General features: G+C 43.4%; 16 protein-coding genes. 13 read left to right on the forward strand and 3 right to left on the reverse strand.

Features of this window, described 5'->3' with window-relative positions; all coding sequences use genetic code 11:
* Window positions 1-139: 139 nt before the first annotated feature.
* Together LI074_RS13400 and LI074_RS13405 are read right to left on the reverse strand one after the other, a co-directional pair.
* On the reverse strand, window positions 140-931 hold the full coding sequence (locus LI074_RS13400; RefSeq protein WP_334296849.1) for an ABC transporter permease: 792 nt from the start codon (window positions 929-931) through the stop codon (window positions 140-142).
* The gene (locus LI074_RS13405; protein ID WP_173697832.1) at window positions 924-1,691 is read right to left on the reverse strand and encodes an ABC transporter ATP-binding protein; all 768 of its coding nucleotides are present in this window, start codon (window positions 1,689-1,691) and stop codon (window positions 924-926) included. Before LI074_RS13405 ends, LI074_RS13400 begins: the two co-directional genes overlap by 8 nt.
* Window positions 1,692-2,267: 576 nt before the next feature.
* Between LI074_RS13405 and LI074_RS13410 the strand changes: the two genes are divergently transcribed.
* The 11 genes from LI074_RS13410 (at window position 2,268) to LI074_RS13460 (ending at window position 13,870) form a co-directional block, all read left to right on the forward strand.
* Window positions 2,268-3,299 (forward strand): lysylphosphatidylglycerol synthase transmembrane domain-containing protein, encoded by a 1,032-nt coding sequence (locus tag LI074_RS13410; RefSeq protein WP_055058255.1) that lies wholly within the window; start codon window positions 2,268-2,270, stop codon window positions 3,297-3,299.
* An 11-nt stretch (window positions 3,300-3,310) separates the two neighbouring features.
* Window positions 3,311-3,931 (forward strand): CDP-alcohol phosphatidyltransferase family protein, encoded by a 621-nt coding sequence (locus tag LI074_RS13415; RefSeq protein WP_055058254.1) that lies wholly within the window; start codon window positions 3,311-3,313, stop codon window positions 3,929-3,931.
* Window positions 3,932-4,014: 83 nt separating this feature from the next.
* Window positions 4,015-4,929 carry a phosphatidylserine decarboxylase gene (locus tag LI074_RS13420; protein WP_055058253.1) on the forward strand — a complete coding sequence of 305 codons (915 nt, stop codon included), beginning with the start codon at window positions 4,015-4,017 and terminating at the stop codon, window positions 4,927-4,929.
* A gap of 62 nt (window positions 4,930-4,991) precedes the next feature.
* The gene (locus LI074_RS13425) at window positions 4,992-5,621 is read left to right on the forward strand and encodes an epoxyqueuosine reductase QueH (RefSeq protein WP_118330344.1); all 630 of its coding nucleotides are present in this window, start codon (window positions 4,992-4,994) and stop codon (window positions 5,619-5,621) included.
* Between the two features lie 164 nt (window positions 5,622-5,785).
* Window positions 5,786-7,165, forward strand: a complete 1,380-nt coding sequence (argH, locus tag LI074_RS13430) for an argininosuccinate lyase (protein ID WP_173697833.1) — start codon at window positions 5,786-5,788, stop codon at window positions 7,163-7,165.
* Window positions 7,166-7,301: 136 nt separating this feature from the next.
* The gene (gene asd / locus LI074_RS13435; RefSeq protein ID WP_173697834.1) at window positions 7,302-8,387 is read left to right on the forward strand and encodes an aspartate-semialdehyde dehydrogenase; all 1,086 of its coding nucleotides are present in this window, start codon (window positions 7,302-7,304) and stop codon (window positions 8,385-8,387) included.
* Window positions 8,388-8,451: 64 nt separating this feature from the next.
* Window positions 8,452-8,688 (forward strand): DUF3343 domain-containing protein, encoded by a 237-nt coding sequence (locus LI074_RS13440; RefSeq protein ID WP_008707504.1) that lies wholly within the window; start codon window positions 8,452-8,454, stop codon window positions 8,686-8,688.
* A 246-nt stretch (window positions 8,689-8,934) separates the two neighbouring features.
* Window positions 8,935-9,972: a selenide, water dikinase SelD gene (gene selD, locus LI074_RS13445; protein ID WP_173697915.1), complete on the forward strand. Its 1,038-nt coding sequence runs from the start codon at window positions 8,935-8,937 to the stop codon at window positions 9,970-9,972.
* A 226-nt stretch (window positions 9,973-10,198) separates the two neighbouring features.
* Complete coding sequence (locus LI074_RS13450; RefSeq protein WP_265107678.1) at window positions 10,199-10,954, forward strand: formate/nitrite transporter family protein; 756 nt, start codon at window positions 10,199-10,201, stop codon at window positions 10,952-10,954.
* 1 nt (window position 10,955) lies between these two features.
* On the forward strand, window positions 10,956-13,136 hold the full coding sequence (locus LI074_RS13455; protein WP_161276612.1) for a DNA topoisomerase: 2,181 nt from the start codon (window positions 10,956-10,958) through the stop codon (window positions 13,134-13,136).
* Between the two features lie 62 nt (window positions 13,137-13,198).
* Window positions 13,199-13,870, forward strand: coding sequence for a UDP-N-acetylglucosamine pyrophosphorylase (locus LI074_RS13460; protein WP_062807527.1), 672 nt, complete (start codon window positions 13,199-13,201; stop codon window positions 13,868-13,870).
* 107 nt (window positions 13,871-13,977) lie between these two features.
* Here the strand turns inward: LI074_RS13460 and LI074_RS13465 are convergent, their stop codons facing one another.
* Window positions 13,978-14,718, reverse strand: coding sequence for a TraX family protein (locus LI074_RS13465; protein ID WP_062807528.1), 741 nt, complete (start codon window positions 14,716-14,718; stop codon window positions 13,978-13,980).
* 252 nt (window positions 14,719-14,970) lie between these two features.
* On the opposite strand from LI074_RS13465, the gene LI074_RS13470 reads away from it, so the two are divergent.
* Together LI074_RS13470 and LI074_RS13475 are read left to right on the forward strand one after the other, a co-directional pair.
* Window positions 14,971-15,663: an iron-sulfur cluster assembly scaffold protein gene (locus LI074_RS13470; RefSeq protein ID WP_008707498.1), complete on the forward strand. Its 693-nt coding sequence runs from the start codon at window positions 14,971-14,973 to the stop codon at window positions 15,661-15,663.
* Window positions 15,664-15,681: 18 nt separating this feature from the next.
* Window positions 15,682-16,692, forward strand: a complete 1,011-nt coding sequence (locus LI074_RS13475) for a GGGtGRT protein (protein WP_008707497.1) — start codon at window positions 15,682-15,684, stop codon at window positions 16,690-16,692.
* Window positions 16,693-17,093 lie beyond the last annotated feature (401 nt).

Here is a 17,093-nt window from a genome sequence, read left to right on the forward strand (position 1 = left end):
AGCCCCGGAAGTTCAGGAGTGTCCAGTTAAGTGGAACTCGATGATCTTCCGGGTTTCTTTTTGCAGCAAAATTTTTTCAGATATTGAATCTGTTTCCGAAACCGTTTCGTTATAAAAAATAGCGGTTAAAAATTAACAACTATCTGCGGGCGCGTTTTTCAATCAGTCCAAGGAGTACGTACAGGATAATAGCGATGATGCACAGAATGATAATGGACATCAGTACCCAGGTAAGCTTAAAGGTCTGGCTGGAATAGATGATCAGGTAGCCAAGCCCTTTTCTGGCACCGATAAATTCGCCTATGATAACACCAACCAGACACAGACCAATATTAACTTTCATAACACTGAGCAGTAACGGTACAGAAGACGGAAGAATAATCTTCATAAGCTTTTCTTTCTTCCCACCGCCCAGCGTCTCAATAAGCTTCAGTTTTTCCGGGTCAGCTTCACCAAAACCTGTATACAGATTCAAAATCGAACCAAAGATAGCAACCGACATACCGCAGACAATAATCGTCCGTTCGTTGGCACCAAGCCATACAATAAGCAAAGGTGCCAGAGCAGATTTCGGAAGACTGTTCAGTACTACGAGATAAGGCTCTGTGATCTTCGCAAGTCTGGGACAGGTCCACAGCAGAACTGCCATCCCTGCACCCAGAACAACAACGAACAGAAAACTGACCAGTGTTTCCGTAATTGTAACAGAGAGATGGGGAAAAATAGAGCCGTCTCTGCACATACTGCAGAAGCTGTGCCAGATCATTACCGGACTGCTGAAGATAAAAGAATCGATCAGCCCGGTCCTGGCGGAGATTTCCCACAACACCAGAAAGAAAAGAAGAATAAATATCCGCAAAAAAAGAACAAGTTTCTTTTCTCTTTTCTGATGTCGGATATACTGTTGTTGATGATATGAGATTTCAGACATCATGATTCAGCTCCTTCCAGATAAGATTGAAATAAGATTTAAATTCAGGCGCATTTCTGGAAGCCATAGGAGTACGGTTCTCCAGATCAAAACAAATTGGCACAATCTTACGAATAATGGCAGGCCTTGGAGAAAGAATGATAACCCGGTCTGCCATGCTGATCGCTTCTGAAATATCATGGGTGACAAGGATCGCAGTCTTTTTTTCCTGATGCAGGATTCTGCCGATATCATCACTTACGCTGAGTCTGGTTTGAGAGTCAAGTGCAGAGAACGGTTCATCCAGCAGAAGAAGTTCCGGCTTTAATGCCAGAGTACGGATCAGTGCAGCTCTCTGGCGCATTCCTCCGGACAATTCAGACGGATGAGCAGAGCGGAATTTGTCCAAACCGTAATCTGAGAGAAGCTGATTTACATAAGCAAGTTTTTCGGCAGTGAGTTCCCTGCGGATTTCCAGTCCGAGAAGAACATTTTTATAAATTGTCCGCCACTCCAGCAGATGATCCTTTTGTAGCATATATCCGATACGGCAGTCACCGGAAGTTACCGGCGTGCCGTCCAGAAGAATCTGTCCCTGTTCCGGCCGGAGCAGACCACAGATCAGATTCAGCAGCGTGGACTTTCCACAGCCTGACGGTCCGACGATGGCGAGAAATTCACCTGGCATCAGTTGAAAGGATATATGAGAAAGGGCAGGGGTTTCCCCTGATAAACTGTGGTAGGAGAGACTGACATCTGTAATATCCAGCAGTGGTTTCATACAGATACCTCCATATTCGGTGAATAGTAACGAATATTTGTTACTGTTCACACACCAACTATCCCGCTAGTGCGCCGGCAAGTTGATTCTTGAAACAATCTTGCAGGATAAATTTTCTTATTTCAAGGCGGAGGAAGGAGGCGTAGCGGTGGCTACGGCGACCGACGACAACGCGGAAATAAGAAATTTAGACGCAAGATTGTTCGAGAAATCAACTTGTTGGCACACTAGGTGTTTTGGCATGAATATGCCAAAATCCCGAGACATACAAGCCAAAATTCCATTGCCGCAGGCAATCTGGAATGAATTTTGGCTACGTTACTGTGAACGGAGTGAACAGTAACGAATATTTTCATAATTTATGATATGCAGAAATGTCAGGGTATGATATAATAGATAAACTATAGTATTTTTGCTGCTATAGTATTTGAGGGCAAATGTTCTGTAAGGAATACGTTACTGTTTACTATGTGTTTCATATCAGAAATACACATATATCAGACACTACGACATACATGAATCGGGTATAGAAATCAGACGAATGCTGTAAAAAACTGCATAAGAAAGTGTAAGCAAATGAGAAACAAAAAGAAAGCAATATTTAACACCATTTTTCTGATCCTTATATTTTCCATTACCGTATATATGGTATTTAAGGGAGAGGATCTGGGAGAGATTATTCATACAGTACGGCAGGCAGATCCGGTTTACTTACTGATCAGCGTGGTTTGTGTGGTACTGTTCATACTTGGCGAGTCTGTAATTATCTTCTATATGATGCGGACTCTCGGAGCAAAAGTAAAGATGGGGCATTGTGCTCTGTATTCTTTTGTGGGATTCTTTTTCAGCTGTATCACACCGTCTGCATCCGGCGGGCAGCCAATGCAGATTTATTTTATGAAAAAGGATAAACTTCCGATTCCTGTCACTACGCTGGTCCTGATGATTGTCACGATTACTTATAAAGCGGTTCTGGTAGTGATCGGAATTGTAATCTGGATTTTTGGCAGAGGCTTTCTGGAAGGATATCTTGGTCAGTACATGTGGGTGTTTTACCTGGGCGTAGGCCTGAATATTTTCTGCGTTACTTTCATGATGATCCTTGTATTTGCACCTGGACTGGCGAAATGGATCATGGTAAAAGGTCTGAAACTTATTGAACATTTCCGTTTCCTTAAGCCAAAGACAACCCGGCTTGAGAAACTGGAAGCGTCTATGGATCAGTATCATGAAACTGCGGCTTTCTGGGCAAGTCACAAGCTGGTGATCCTGAAAGTGTTACTGATCACTATGGCGCAGAGGATTTTGTTATTTACAGTTACATACTGGGTATACCGTTCGCTGGGATTTCATGGATATTCCATCATAACCCTTACGATTTTGCAGTCTGTCATATCTGTCTCTGTTGATATGCTGCCTTTACCCGGAGGAATGGGAATCAGTGAGTCTCTTTATCTGGTGATGTTTGCACCGGTTTTCGGAGAAGCATTACTTCCTGCAATGCTGCTCAGCAGAGGAATTTCCTATTATGCACAGATGCTTATCAGTGCAGTGATGACCTGTGTGGCGTATTTCATAATAGGAAGAAAAGAACAAGAAGAAAAGTAGGGGGAGAAAATATGTTTTTAGGAATTTATGATTATACGGTAATATTGACTTATATAAGCCTGGGAATTTCCGTATTTGGAATTACCAGGGCTCTGGAGGGGGATTTTAAGGTTGCGATTTTCTGTCTGGCACTTTCCGGACTGTGTGATATGTTTGACGGAAAGATAGCCAGAACAAAGAAGAACCGTACGGATGATGAGAAGAATTTCGGGATTCAGATCGATTCCTTATGTGATGTGGTCTGCTTTGGTATTTTTCCGGTAATGATCTGTTACTGTCTGGGTGTGAATACACCGGCGGGGATTGGGGCGCTTATTTTTTACAGTGTGGCATCTGTCATCCGCCTTGCATATTTTAATGTTTCAGAAGCAAAGAGACAGAATGAGACTTCTGAGAACAGACAGTATTATCAGGGGCTTCCAATCACATCCATGGCGATCATCCTGCCGTTCCTTTATCTGATGAGAAGATATTGCGGACTCTATTTCCTGATCGTGATACATATTGCAGTAATTATCGTGGGACTGCTTTTTATTCTGGATATAAAGGTAAAAAAACCTCAGAATCCGGTACGCATCCTGCTGGTTGCAGTCGTGGCACTTGCACTTGCGAAGATGTTCCGTTTGATATAAAATAAATATAACTGTTGACTGGCCGCAGCGGTTCCCGGGAAACGGGGAGGCTGCGGTTATACTTTTATGGAGGGAAGATACGAATGAAGTATATTGACAGAAAAGGAAATATCACGATTGAAGAGAATGAGCAGGATAAATTCCTGCGGCATTTATATAATGACCGGGGTGGCAGACTCTGCCTGAAACTCCTGATCAGACCTTTCGTGTCAAAGGCAGCGGGAGTCCTGCTTAACACCAGACTTTCTGCCAGATTTGTACCGGATTTTGTAAAAAACAACAAGATTGACCTGAGCATTTACGAAAAACAGAACTTCTCTTCATGGAATGACTTCTTTATAAGGCGCATCCGAAAAGAAGAACGCCCGATCGATATGCGCGAAAACATCCTGATCAGCCCCTGTGACGGAAAACTTTCCGTACACAGGATCAGCTCAGACTCACGTTTCAGCATCAAAGATACAGAATATACAGCAGGACAGCTTCTGAAGAATAAGGCAATTGCTGAGAGATACACAGGCGGCTATGCGCTGATTTTCAGACTGACAGTAGATGACTATCATCATTACTGCTATGTGGCAGATGGAAGAAAATCCGCGAATGTAACTCTGCCCGGCGTTTTCCACACAGTGAATCCTGCAGCAAACGATGTATATCCCATCTACAAAGAAAACGCCAGAGAATACACTCTGCTGAAAACAAAACAATTCGGAACCATCCTCATGATGGAAGTAGGCGCCATGATGGTAGGAAAAATCACAAATCTCCATAAAAATCCTGCCACAGTAAAGAAAGGCCAGGAAAAAGGCAACTTCGAATTCGGAGGTTCCACAATAATCCTCCTCATCCAGCCGGGAAAAGTCCGTATTGACTATGATCTGATCGAGAATACAGAAGAGGGATATGAGACTATCGTAAAAATGGGCGAACGAATAGGAGAGTGCAGAAAGTCAAAAAATACAAAGAATCATTACGAAGGCATAATAAAGAATGCCTGAACAGGCATTTACATCTTATAAATAAAAAGCATTTGTGAAGATGCAGAAAGGAAATCATAATACTGTTGAATAAACGAAACTATCAGAAAGAACTGGAAAAACTTATAGATCAGGCGCAAAAAGATAACAAGATCCCAAGCCTGTTTCTCCACAGCTGCTGTGCACCCTGCAGCAGTTACGTACTGGAATACCTGTCAAAATATTTCAACATCACAGTATTCTACTACAACCCAAACATCTACCCGGAAGAAGAATATCGCAAACGAGTCCATGAAATTACCCGTCTTGTAAACTCCATGGAATTTGAACACCCTGTCAAACTGATAGAGGGTCACTACGACCCACAGGAATTCTTCCAGATGGCAAAAGGCCTCGAAGACGTACCCGAAGGTGGCGAACGCTGCTTCAAATGCTACCGCCTCCGCATGGAAGAAGCAGCAAAACTGGCAGAAGAGGGCGGCTATGACTATTTTACCACCACCCTTTCCATCAGCCCTCTGAAAAACGCAGCCAAGATCAACGAAATCGGAGAAGAACTGGCAGAAATCTACCACGTCCAACACCTCCCATCTGACTTCAAGAAAAAAAACGGCTACAAACGTTCCATCGAACTATCCCACGAATACGACCTCTACCGTCAGAACTACTGCGGTTGCGTCTATTCCCGAAGAGAGGCTGAAAATAGAAAATAAAGCAGTAACCACAATTATGTAACATATAGCCAACACACCTTCTTTTTCTTCACGTACCTTTTGAATGATTCCAAACTAACTACTTTGCAATACTGAAAAAATATGTTACACTAACACGTAAAAGCAATAATACCAAAAATAAAGAAGAAACGAGGAATAACACAATGGCACAGCTTTGGGGCGGACGTTTCACAAAAGAAACAGACAAACTTGTATATAACTTCAACGCATCCATCTCTTTTGACCAGAAATTCTATGAGCAGGACATCAGAGGCAGCAAAGCACACGTAGCAATGCTCGCCAGACAGGGAATCCTGACATCAGAAGAAAAAGATCAGATCGAAGCAGGTCTTGACGGAATCCTTGCAGATGTAAGATCCGGCAAACTCGAGATCACATCCGAATACGAAGATATCCACAGCTTTGTAGAAGCAAACCTTATCGACAGAATCGGTGATGCAGGCAAGAAACTTCACACAGGAAGAAGCCGTAACGATCAGGTAGCCCTTGACATGAAACTCTATGTAAGAGATGAGATTGACGAGACAGACGAACTGGTAAAGAAACTTCTCGAAGTACTTCAGAAGATCATGGAAGAGAATGTCCACACATACATGCCAGGCTTCACACACCTCCAGAAAGCGCAGCCGGTCACACTGGCTCACCACGTAGGTGCATATTTTGAAATGTTTGTACGTGACAGAAGCAGACTTGCAGATATCCGTAAGAGAATGAACACCTGTCCTCTGGGTGCAGGCGCACTGGCAGGAACCACCTATCCACTTGACAGAGAATATACAGCACAGCTTCTCGGTTTCGACGGCCCGACCAGAAACAGCATGGACTCTGTATCAGACAGAGACTATGTGATTGAGCTTCTGTCCGCATTCTCCACAATTATGATGCATATGAGCCGTTTCTGCGAAGAAATCATCATGTGGAACTCCAATGAATACCGCTTTGTAGAGATTGACGATGCCTACAGCACAGGCAGCAGTATCATGCCTCAGAAAAAGAACCCGGATATCGCAGAACTTGTAAGAGGAAAAACAGGTCGTGTATACGGAGCATTAACATCTATCCTTACAACCATGAAGGGAATCCCTCTTGCATACAACAAAGATATGCAGGAAGACAAAGAACTTACATTTGATGCCATTGACACTGTAAAAGGATGTCTTGCCCTCTTCACAGGCATGATCTCTACTATGCAGTTCAACAAACAGAATATGGAAGCAAGTGCAAAGAATGGCTTTACAAACGCTACAGATGCAGCCGATTATCTGGTGAACCATGGAGTACCTTTCCGCGATGCACACGGCATTGTAGGCCGTCTGGTGCTTACCTGTATTGATAAAGGGATTTCTCTGGATGAACTTCCTCTTGAAGAATATAAAGCCATCAGCCCGGTATTCGAGAACGATATTTACGAAGCGATCAGTATGAAAACCTGTGTGGAAAAACGTATGACCATCGGTGCACCGGGACCTGACGTGATGGAGAAAGTGATCGCTGAGAACAAAAAATATCTGGAAGAAAATTAAAAAAATGCTTGCAATTTATTTTGGTTTGTTATAGTATGTACAAGAAAGACAGATGTACGCAATATAAGGACACCTGGATAAAAATGTCCGCGAAAGGGTAGAGACGCGGGCAGAAGATAAAGAGGAGAAAAATATTATGAGTGAAAAGCTTAGAGTCGGTATTTTAGGTGCTACAGGTATGGTAGGTCAGAGATTTATCTCTCTGCTTGAGAATCATCCATGGTTTGAAGTTGTAACTGTAGCTGCAAGTCCGAGAAGTGCAGGAAAGACATACGAAGAGGCAGTTGGCGGAAGATGGAAAATGGATACTCCAATGCCGGAGGGTGTCAAGAATCTTGTTGTTATGAACGTAAACGAAGTAGAGAAGGTTGCTGCAACAGTTGATTTCGTATTCTCTGCTGTAGATATGTCAAAAGAAGAGATCAAGAAGATCGAAGAAGAATATGCTAAGACAGAGACACCGGTTGTTTCCAACAACAGTGCTCACAGATGGACACCGGATGTACCGATGGTAGTGCCGGAAATCAATCCGGAACACTTCGATGTAATCGAATCCCAGAAGAAACGTCTCGGAACAACACGCGGATTTATCGCTGTTAAACCAAACTGCTCTATCCAGAGCTATGCTCCTGTATTAACTGCATGGAAAGAGTTCGAGCCATATGAAGTAGTTGCTACTACATATCAGGCAATCTCCGGAGCAGGTAAGACATTTAAGGACTGGCCGGAAATGGTTGGAAACATCATCCCATACATCGGCGGCGAGGAAGAGAAGAGCGAGAAAGAGCCATTAAGAATCTGGGGTAAAGTAGAAGACGGTGTAATCAAACCTGCTACAGAACCGGTTATCACATGCCAGTGTATCCGTGTACCGGTACTGAACGGACATACAGCAGCTGTATTCGTTAAATTCCGCAAGAACCCTACTAAAGAGCAGCTTATCAAAGCATTAGTAGAGTTTAAGGGACTTCCACAGGAATTAGGACTTCCAAGTGCTCCGAAGCAGTTCATCCAGTACTTAGAAGAGGACAACCGTCCACAGGTTACAGAGGATGTAAACTTCGAACATGGAATGGGCGTATCTGTAGGACGTCTTCGTGAGGACACAGTATATGACTGGAAATTCGTAGGACTTTCCCACAATACAGTCAGAGGTGCAGCAGGCGGAGCAGTTCTCTGTGCTGAAACCTTAAAAGCAAAAGGATATATCCAGGCGAAATAATTTATAGAAAATAATAAAAGAGGTGCCGGTAACGGTGCCTCTTTTTATGAGGACACGATGGATTATGAAAGAAAAAGTTCTGACAACAGTGGTGACTTTTGAAACTACCACTCAGGCAATTGCCATGGAAAGGGAATGTAAGAAAAACAAATTTACAGGCAGACTGATCCCTGTGCCAAGAGAAATATCAGCTTCCTGCGGCCTTGCGTGGAAATGTGGGGAACAGAACGAAGAAGAAACAGCTTCCTATATGAAGGAACAGGATCTGGAATATGAAAAGATTTATAGGATTCTTGCGTAAAATGGAAAGATTTATAGGAATACCTGATATATGGTAAACGGTTCACATTTTGACGGATATGTGAAAACATGATACAATGATAGCACTGAATCTCTTGTTATAGAAGATATGTAACTATTTGGCAGTCTGTCGGCTGTGAAAGTACGTTACTGTTCACTCCGTTTACAGTAACGAAAGTATTGAACAGTTACGAGGAGATTCTGAATATGGAGATCAATTGGGGTGAACTGACTTATGGGAAATGAAATGAAAAAAAGTGAAGTGCATCTTACACAGCTTGCCAGTGCAGCCGGATGCGGTGCTAAGATTGGCCCGAAAGTTCTGGCGCAGGTAGTAGGCAAACTTCCGAAATTTACAGATCCGATGCTTCTGGTAGGTCCGGAGACATCAGACGATGCAGCAGTATACAAGATTAATGATGAACTGGCAATGATCCATACAGTAGACTTTTTTCCGCCAGTAGTGGATGATCCGTATATGTACGGGCAGATCGCGGCAGCCAATGCACTGAGTGATGTCTATGCAATGGGCGGTGTTCCGAAACTGGCATTAAATGTGGTGGCATTTCCGAACTGTCTTGGTCCGGAAGTCTTGGAACAGATCCTGCGCGGCGGTGCAGATAAGGTTATGGAAGCCGGAGCAGTCCTTGCAGGCGGGCATACTATCAATGATAAAGAACCGAAATACGGACTCTGTGTAACAGGTTATGTGCATCCGGACAAAATGTGGAAAAATTACGGTGCAGAAGCAGAAGACATCCTTATTCTTACCAAACCGCTGGGCTGTGGAATCCTTAACACTGCCATTAAGGCAGAAATGGCGTCTCAGGAAGAAATTGAGAGAGTCCAGAAGATCATGGCGAAGCTGAACAAATATGCAGCAGAGATTGCATCTAAATACACGGTCCACAGCTGTACCGACGTAACAGGATTCAGTCTTGCAGGCCACAGTCTGGAAATGGCAAAAGGCAGCCGGAAAACCCTGGTGATCCAGTCTGAGAAACTTCCGATCATTGAGGGTGTTGAAGAATATGCACAGATGGGGCTGATCCCTGAAGGTGCATACAGAAATCGTGACTTCGCAGGCGATGAAGTACGAAGTGAGATTAAGGAACTCTGGATGGAGGATCTGGTATTTGATCCGCAGACATCCGGCGGACTTCTACTTGCAGTACCGGCAGAAGAAGCCGATGCCCTTGCAGAAGAGCTTGCAGGTATGGATATCTTCGGCGGTGTTATCGGATATGTAACAGAATTGCAGGATAAAGCAGTTGTATTCGAATAAAAAATTCAGCTTTAATTTCAGACATTTTTTCCTGCGACAATGGAATTTTGGCTTGTATGTCTCGGGATTTTGGCATATTCATGCCAAAACACCTCGCGAGATAGTGGTGTGTGAACAGTAACTACAAATCTGAAGAATATTCTTGAATTGTTTGACGATTTCGGTTGTGAAACAGATATTCAGGTGATATAATGTTCTCAATAAAATACATTGCGGAGGTGTAGTTATGAATTACGAAGATGTACAGAAAGTGTCAAACGCGGCGAAAGCCAAGAGTAACCTGGTGAATACCAACTTTTTCAAGTACTTCATACGTGCAATCATGGCGGGTTTTTTTATTGATGTGGCCATGATCTACAGTAATGTAGTTGGAAACGTATTCTCCAAGACCATGCCTGAATGGGGAAAATTTATGGGGGCATTAGTATTCTCCATTGCAGTGCTTCTGATCAGCTTCGTAGGCGGCGAACTTTTTACAGGAAACAATATGGTAATGGCGTTCGGAGCCTATGATAAACAGGTGAGCTGGAAAGAGGCAGGTAAGGTATGGGGCGTAAGCTACCTTGGAAACTTTGTCGGATGTGCAATTTTAGCATTGTTGTTTGTAGGTGCAGGAGCGTCCGGAACAGCAGATTATTTTGCAGGATTTATCGGAAACAAATTGAGTATTCCGCTCGGACAGATGTTTTTCAGAGCAGTGCTCTGTAACTTCTTCGTCTGTCTCGGTGTGCTCTGTGGTATGAAATTAAAGAGTGATGCAGGAAGATTCCTGATGATCGTTATGTGTATCTCAGGATTTGTTGTAAGTGGATTTGAGCACTGCATCGCAAACATGGGAATCTTTGTTACCGCATACTGCCTGGTACATGGATTATCCCTTGGAGCCATGGTAAAGAGCATGGTAGTAGTAACTTTAGGAAATATGGTGGGCGGTGCCCTGTTGCTGGCATGGCCGCTCAGAAAGATGAGTGCAGATAAATAATATGTCAAAAGCTTTATACATAGCCGAAAAGCCCAGTGTGGCACAGGAATTCGCAAAAGCTTTGAAAATCAACGGACAAAGACGGGATGGCTACCTGGAATCTCAGGACAGCGTGGTGACCTGGTGTGTGGGACACCTGGTCACCATGAGCTACCCGGAAAAATATGATATCAAATATAAAAGGTGGAGTTTAGATACCCTGCCTTTTTTGCCGCGCGAATTTAAATATGAAGTGATCCCCGGAGTGCAGAAGCAGTTTGAGATTGTCAAAGGACTGCTTAACCGTGAGGATGTGGACACTATCTATGTGTGCACTGACTCCGGACGGGAGGGAGAATACATTTACCGTCTGGTGGCACAGATGGCAGGTGTTCGTGGAAAAAAAGAAAAGAGAGTCTGGATCGACTCCCAGACAGAAGAAGAGATTATGAGAGGAATCAGAGAGGCAAAGGATCTGTCGGCATATGACAATCTTTCTGCTTCAGCCTATCTTCGGGCGAAAGAAGACTATCTCATGGGAATTAATTTTTCCCGTGTACTGACACTGCGTTATGGAAACAGTGTGTCAAATTATTTAAATACGAAATATCAGGCCATTTCTGTAGGACGAGTTATGACCTGTGTACTTGGAATGGTAGTGCGAAGAGAGCGCGAGATCCGTGCGTTTGTGAAAACTCCGTTTTACCGCGTACTCAGCAGCATTGCCCTTGAGGGAGAAAATTTTGAGGGAGAATGGAGAGCTGTGGAAGGCAGCAGATATTTCCAGACTCCTTATCTGTATAAAGAGAACGGATTTAAAGAGAAAGCCTATGCTGAAAAACTGATACAGGAGCTGTCTGTGAGTCAGCCGTTGCAATGTACAGTAGAGAAAATCGAGCGGAAAAAAGAGAACAGGAATCCGCCGCTTTTATTTAACCTGGCGGAGCTTCAGAATGTGTGCTCCAAGCTGTTCAAGATCAGCCCGGATGAGACATTAAAAATCGTACAGGAACTGTATGAAAAGAAACTGGTCACTTATCCCAGAACAGATGCCCGTGTGTTGTCTACTGCGGCTGCAAAGGAAATTTATAAGAATATTTCCGGTCTGCGTAATTATGAACATACAGCGGAAATCGCACAGCACATTATTGAACAGGGAAATTACAAAAATCTGGCAAAGACCAGATATGTTAATGATAAGCAGATCACAGACCATTATGCAATCGTACCCACAGGCCAGGGCTTAAACGCATTGAGAAGTGTTTCTCTTACTGCGCAGCGTGTATATGAGACCATTGTCAGAAGGTTTGTATGTATTTTTTATCCTCCTGCAGTATATCAGAAGATCAGTCTTGTGACAAAAATTCAGAATGAGAGCTTCTTTTCTTCATTTAAAGTACTGCTGGATGAAGGGTACTTAAAAGTTGCCACAAATTCTTTTGCGAAGCGAAAAGCAGCAGATGCCATGAGTGGTGGAAACAGAGCCGGCGCAGCCGGCAATGAGGGAAGTGAAGAGGAAGATCCGGATACAGGAAAAAACGGCGGGAACAAAGCTGATGATTCGGCTGAGGATATGGCGTGTGATACCAGACTTCTTGCCGCATTGCAGAACCTGAAAAAAGGTGATATACTCTCTGTGGACAGTCTGAGTATCAAAGAGGGCGAGACATCGCCGCCAAAGCGTTATAATTCCGGTTCTATGATTCTTGCAATGGAGAATGCAGGTCAGCTGATCGAGGACGAAGAGCTTCGTGCCCAGATTAAAAGCTGCGGAATCGGAACCAGTGCCACCAGAGCGGAAATTCTTAAGAAACTGTGCAATATCAAATATCTGGCACTCAATAAGAAAACCCAGGTGATCACTCCAACCCTTCTTGGAGAGATGATCTTTGATGTGGTAAACTGCTCCATCAGACAGCTTCTGAACCCGGAACTGACTGCAAGCTGGGAAAAAGGACTGAATTATGTGGCAGAGGGCAGTATTACAGAACAGGAATATATGGATAAGCTGGAACATTTTGTGCGCCTTCGCACCAGACAGGTGGAGGACAGCAATATCCAGCCATATCTGAGACAGTTCTTTGATGCTGCAGCAGTGAATTATAAGGATTCATCTGAAAAAAACAGTGCGAAAACAACAGGCAGATCAACGTCCGCAACGGGACGATCACGTACCTGCAGAAAGCCGTCTGCTTCAAAGTAGTATGCATTTGTGACAGATAAAAGAAAACATGTCATCATAGCGAGAGAAAAGAGGAAAATATTATGTTAAAAGATTTTACAATTGCAAACCTTCTGGATCTGAACGAAACAATCGCAAAGGATTTATTTGAAGGAAAAACATATCCATGGGAAGTATTACCGGAGATCGGAGATTTCATTCTGAAACTGGGACAGACCTTAAGTGAAGAAGAATACGACCACCCGTCAGAAGATGTATGGATCGCCAAGAGTGCCAAAGTGGCACCTACAGCCTGCATCAACGGTCCGGTCATCATAGGTAAAGAAGCAGAAGTACGCCACTGTGCATTTATACGCGGAAAAGCAATTATAGGTGAGGGTGCAGTAGTAGGTAATTCTACGGAATTAAAGAATGCGGTACTTTTCAACAAGGTACAGGTTCCGCACTACAATTATGTAGGCGATGCAGTTCTCGGCTACAAATCCCATATGGGTGCAGGTTCCATCTGTTCCAATGTAAAATCTGACAAGAAACTGGTAGTTGTAAAAGACGGTGACGAGAAGATTGAAACAGGTCTGAAGAAATTCGGCGCAATGCTGGGTGACAACGTAGAAGTAGGCTGCGGCTCCGTATTAAATCCCGGAACTGTGATCGGACGCTGCTGCAACATTTACCCACTTTCCTCAGTAAGAGGCTGCGTACCTGCAAATCACATTTATAAGTCAAAAACAGAAATTGCAGAAAAGAAAAGTTGAAAATATAGAAGAGGCAGGTTGTATGAAGGATATTATTTCAGTCATACAGCCTGCCCTTTTATATTTTTATGTCTGTTTGAGATAGAAGATATTTGTTGTACCTGATATTACATATGAAATAAAAGTTTTCTCAGGATTACCAGAATGGTAATGTGCACCGGATAAAACCAGTAAAAAACATATTTCAGAAATTTTCCTTTTACAAATCCACGTTCACCATTGTACATATTAATGGAAAGAAAAGCAAAGCAGGCTTTCCATTCATAGTAAAGCCAGCAGCTTCCGATGATCGCCTGGGCGGTTTTATCGTTGCGGAACCAGTACATGATCAGCAGGAATACAAATCCCCGCCATCCGTAATCTGCCTTCAGAAACACAGAGACAGTCAGCAGTGCCAGCACGCAGACAAGCTGCATTTTCTGATTATCCCAGAAGTATTCCAGGGCACAGAATGCCAGGTATCCCAGAAACAGGGTGAAAAATACATTCTGTTTTTCATATCTCCAGGTGTTGGTAAACATGAAGTTCCATGGAATCTCAGAGATACATGCAAATAGAAACAGATTCAGGCCATATTTCTTACGGTTATGTGTATGCAGAAATCCTTCCACTAACAGAAAACAGAAAATTGGAAAAGCGGCCCTGCCGATATCCCGGAAAATCCGATACCAGCTGTAATCCACGCCGCCGAAACTGAAAAGGGTTGCAGTTGTGGCAGGATAATTATACAGGATCATTAAGCCGGTATGGTCAATCAGCATCAGGGTGATAGCAATTAATTTTAAAGCGCTTCCGCTCAGAACCTGAAATTTTGCAGGGAGAAAGGAAGCAGGTAACTTTGTTGTCATAATAGAAATCCCTTCATTAATAGAAATTAGAACTATTTTACCACAAAAAAATCAAAGATGGTTAAAAATTTTACAATTTATGACTGGACGAATCAGCACTTTTGTGAGAAAATAACACTAGGTTGTTAGGCATACTCCTCTGAAGTCATTCAGCAGACATCAGAGTTTTACCCTGTGCAGTTCATTCAGCAGTTCTGTACAGCGGCGAGTATAACAACATGAAGTTAATCTATACTTGAAAGGAGTTTTACAATGATTTATTCACGCGAAGTAGAAGAAATGTGCCCAGTTGCACAGGGCGTTCATCATGGCGCCGCTCCAATCCCAGAAGAAGCTAAATGGGTACAGGCAAAAGAAGTCAAAGATATTTCCGGTCTTACACACGGTGTTGGCTGGTGTGCACCACAGCAGGGTGCCTGCAAGCTTACATTAAATGTTAAAGAGGGTATCATCCAGGAAGCACTGGTTGAGACTATCGGATGTTCAGGTATGACTCACTCTGCAGCTATGGCTTCCGAGATTCTTCCGGGACTTACAGTTATGGAGGCACTGAACACTGACTTAGTTTGTGATGCGATTAATACAGCTATGAGAGAACTCTTCCTTCAGATCGTTTATGGACGTACACAGTCTGCATTCTCAGAAGAAGGACTTCCAGTAGGTGCTGGACTTGAAGACCTTGGTAAAGGACTTCGTTCTCAGGTTGGTACAATGTATGGAACTCTGAAAAAAGGACCTCGTTACCTTGAAATGGCAGAAGGTTATGTAACAGGTATTGCTCTTGATGCAGATGATGAGATCATCGGATATCAGTTCGTAAGCCTTGGAAAAATGACTGATTTCATCAAAAAAGGCGATGACCCGAATACTGCATGGGAAAAAGCAAAAGGTCAGTATGGCCGTGTTGCAGACGCTGTTAAAATTATCGACCCAAGAAAAGAATAATTTAGGAGGTAACAGGAAATGGCTTTATTTGAATCATATGAGAGACGAATTGACAAGATCAATTCTGTTTTAAACAGCTATGGCATTGCTTCTATCGAAGAAGCTGAGAAAATCACAAAAGACGCAGGTCTTAATGTATACGATCAGATCAAAGGCATTCAGCCAATCTGTTTCGAGAACGCTTGCTGGGCATACACAGTAGGTGCTGCAATCGCAATCAAAAAAGGATGCAAGAAAGCAGCAGATGCAGCAGCAGCTATCGGTGAAGGACTTCAGGCATTCTGTATTCCTGGATCCGTTGCTGATACACGTAAAGTAGGTCTTGGACATGGTAACCTTGGCAAGATGCTTCTTGAAGAAGAAACAGAGTGCTTCTGCTTCCTGGCTGGACATGAGTCCTTCGCAGCAGCTGAAGGTGCTATCGGTATCGCTGAGAAAGCTAACAAAGTTCGTCAGAAACCATTACGTGTTATCCTGAACGGTCTTGGAAAAGATGCTGCTCAGATCATCTCCCGTATCAACGGCTTTACATATGTAGAGACAGAATACGATCCATACAAGAACGAAGTTAAAGAAGTATTCAGAAAAGCATACTCCGAAGGACTTCGTGCAAAAGTTAACTGCTACGGCGCTAACAGCGTTCCGGAAGGTGTTGCTATCATGTGGAAAGAAGACGTTGACGTTTCTATCACAGGTAACTCCACAAACCCGACACGTTTCCAGCATCCAGTTGCAGGTACATACAAGAAAGAACGTCTTGAAGCAGGTAAGAAATACTTCTCAGTTGCTTCCGGTGGTGGTACAGGACGTACACTTCACCCAGACAACATGGCAGCAGGTCCAGCTTCCTACGGTATGACAGATACATTAGGACGTATGCACTCTGATGCACAGTTCGCTGGTTCTTCTTCTGTACCGGCTCACGTAGAGATGATGGGTCTCATCGGCGCTGGTAACAACCCGATGGTTGGTATGACAGTTGCAGTAGCTGTTTCCATCGAGGAAGCTGCTAAGGCTGGAAAGTTCTAATCAAACCTTTTTAATCAAAGAGTCAACAAACCTAGAAAGTACCGTAGTTCCAAGGGCTGCGGTACTTTTCTTAGTTTAGATCAAAAAATGAGAAAGTAATTTGAGACACGGTGAGAAGCCTTGAAAATGGCAAGATAGGCAAACAGGTAGGTAACAAGTAGGCAACAGAGCGAAGGAAACAAAAAGAAGAGCCGATCACAGGAAAAGAAATGCCGCAACCACAAGGGTTACGGCATTTTTTCTAGTGTGCCGAGCATGGCACTAATCTTACTGGTGAAAGTCCAGTCACGGGTATTTACCGCCAAGTGTAGTGAACCACAAGTCGGTACCAGTAATGGTATGGATGAAGGTAGAAAAAAGCGGCTTTTCAAGCCGCTTTTTCTGCATAGTTAAATATGTTA

Source organism: Blautia sp. MSK18_10 (genome assembly GCF_020553185.1).
Taxonomy (GTDB): Bacteria; Bacillota; Clostridia; order Lachnospirales; family Lachnospiraceae; genus Blautia_A; species Blautia_A wexlerae.

Coding starts and splice junctions, on each gene's coding strand:
- LI074_RS13400 (WP_334296849.1), bottom strand. CDS start 931: ATGTCTGAAATCTCATATCATCAACAACAGTATATCCGACATCAGAAA.
- LI074_RS13405 (WP_173697832.1), bottom strand. CDS start 1,691: ATGAAACCACTGCTGGATATTACAGATGTCAGTCTCTCCTACCACAGT.
- LI074_RS13410 (WP_055058255.1), top strand. CDS start 2,268: ATGAGAAACAAAAAGAAAGCAATATTTAACACCATTTTTCTGATCCTT.
- LI074_RS13415 (WP_055058254.1), top strand. CDS start 3,311: ATGTTTTTAGGAATTTATGATTATACGGTAATATTGACTTATATAAGC.
- LI074_RS13420 (WP_055058253.1), top strand. CDS start 4,015: ATGAAGTATATTGACAGAAAAGGAAATATCACGATTGAAGAGAATGAG.
- argH (WP_173697833.1), top strand. CDS start 5,786: ATGGCACAGCTTTGGGGCGGACGTTTCACAAAAGAAACAGACAAACTT.
- asd (WP_173697834.1), top strand. CDS start 7,302: ATGAGTGAAAAGCTTAGAGTCGGTATTTTAGGTGCTACAGGTATGGTA.
- LI074_RS13440 (WP_008707504.1), top strand. CDS start 8,452: ATGAAAGAAAAAGTTCTGACAACAGTGGTGACTTTTGAAACTACCACT.
- selD (WP_173697915.1), top strand. CDS start 8,935: ATGAAAAAAAGTGAAGTGCATCTTACACAGCTTGCCAGTGCAGCCGGA.
- LI074_RS13450 (WP_265107678.1), top strand. CDS start 10,199: ATGAATTACGAAGATGTACAGAAAGTGTCAAACGCGGCGAAAGCCAAG.
- LI074_RS13455 (WP_161276612.1), top strand. CDS start 10,956: ATGTCAAAAGCTTTATACATAGCCGAAAAGCCCAGTGTGGCACAGGAA.
- LI074_RS13460 (WP_062807527.1), top strand. CDS start 13,199: ATGTTAAAAGATTTTACAATTGCAAACCTTCTGGATCTGAACGAAACA.
- LI074_RS13465 (WP_062807528.1), bottom strand. CDS start 14,718: ATGACAACAAAGTTACCTGCTTCCTTTCTCCCTGCAAAATTTCAGGTT.
- LI074_RS13470 (WP_008707498.1), top strand. CDS start 14,971: ATGATTTATTCACGCGAAGTAGAAGAAATGTGCCCAGTTGCACAGGGC.
- LI074_RS13475 (WP_008707497.1), top strand. CDS start 15,682: ATGGCTTTATTTGAATCATATGAGAGACGAATTGACAAGATCAATTCT.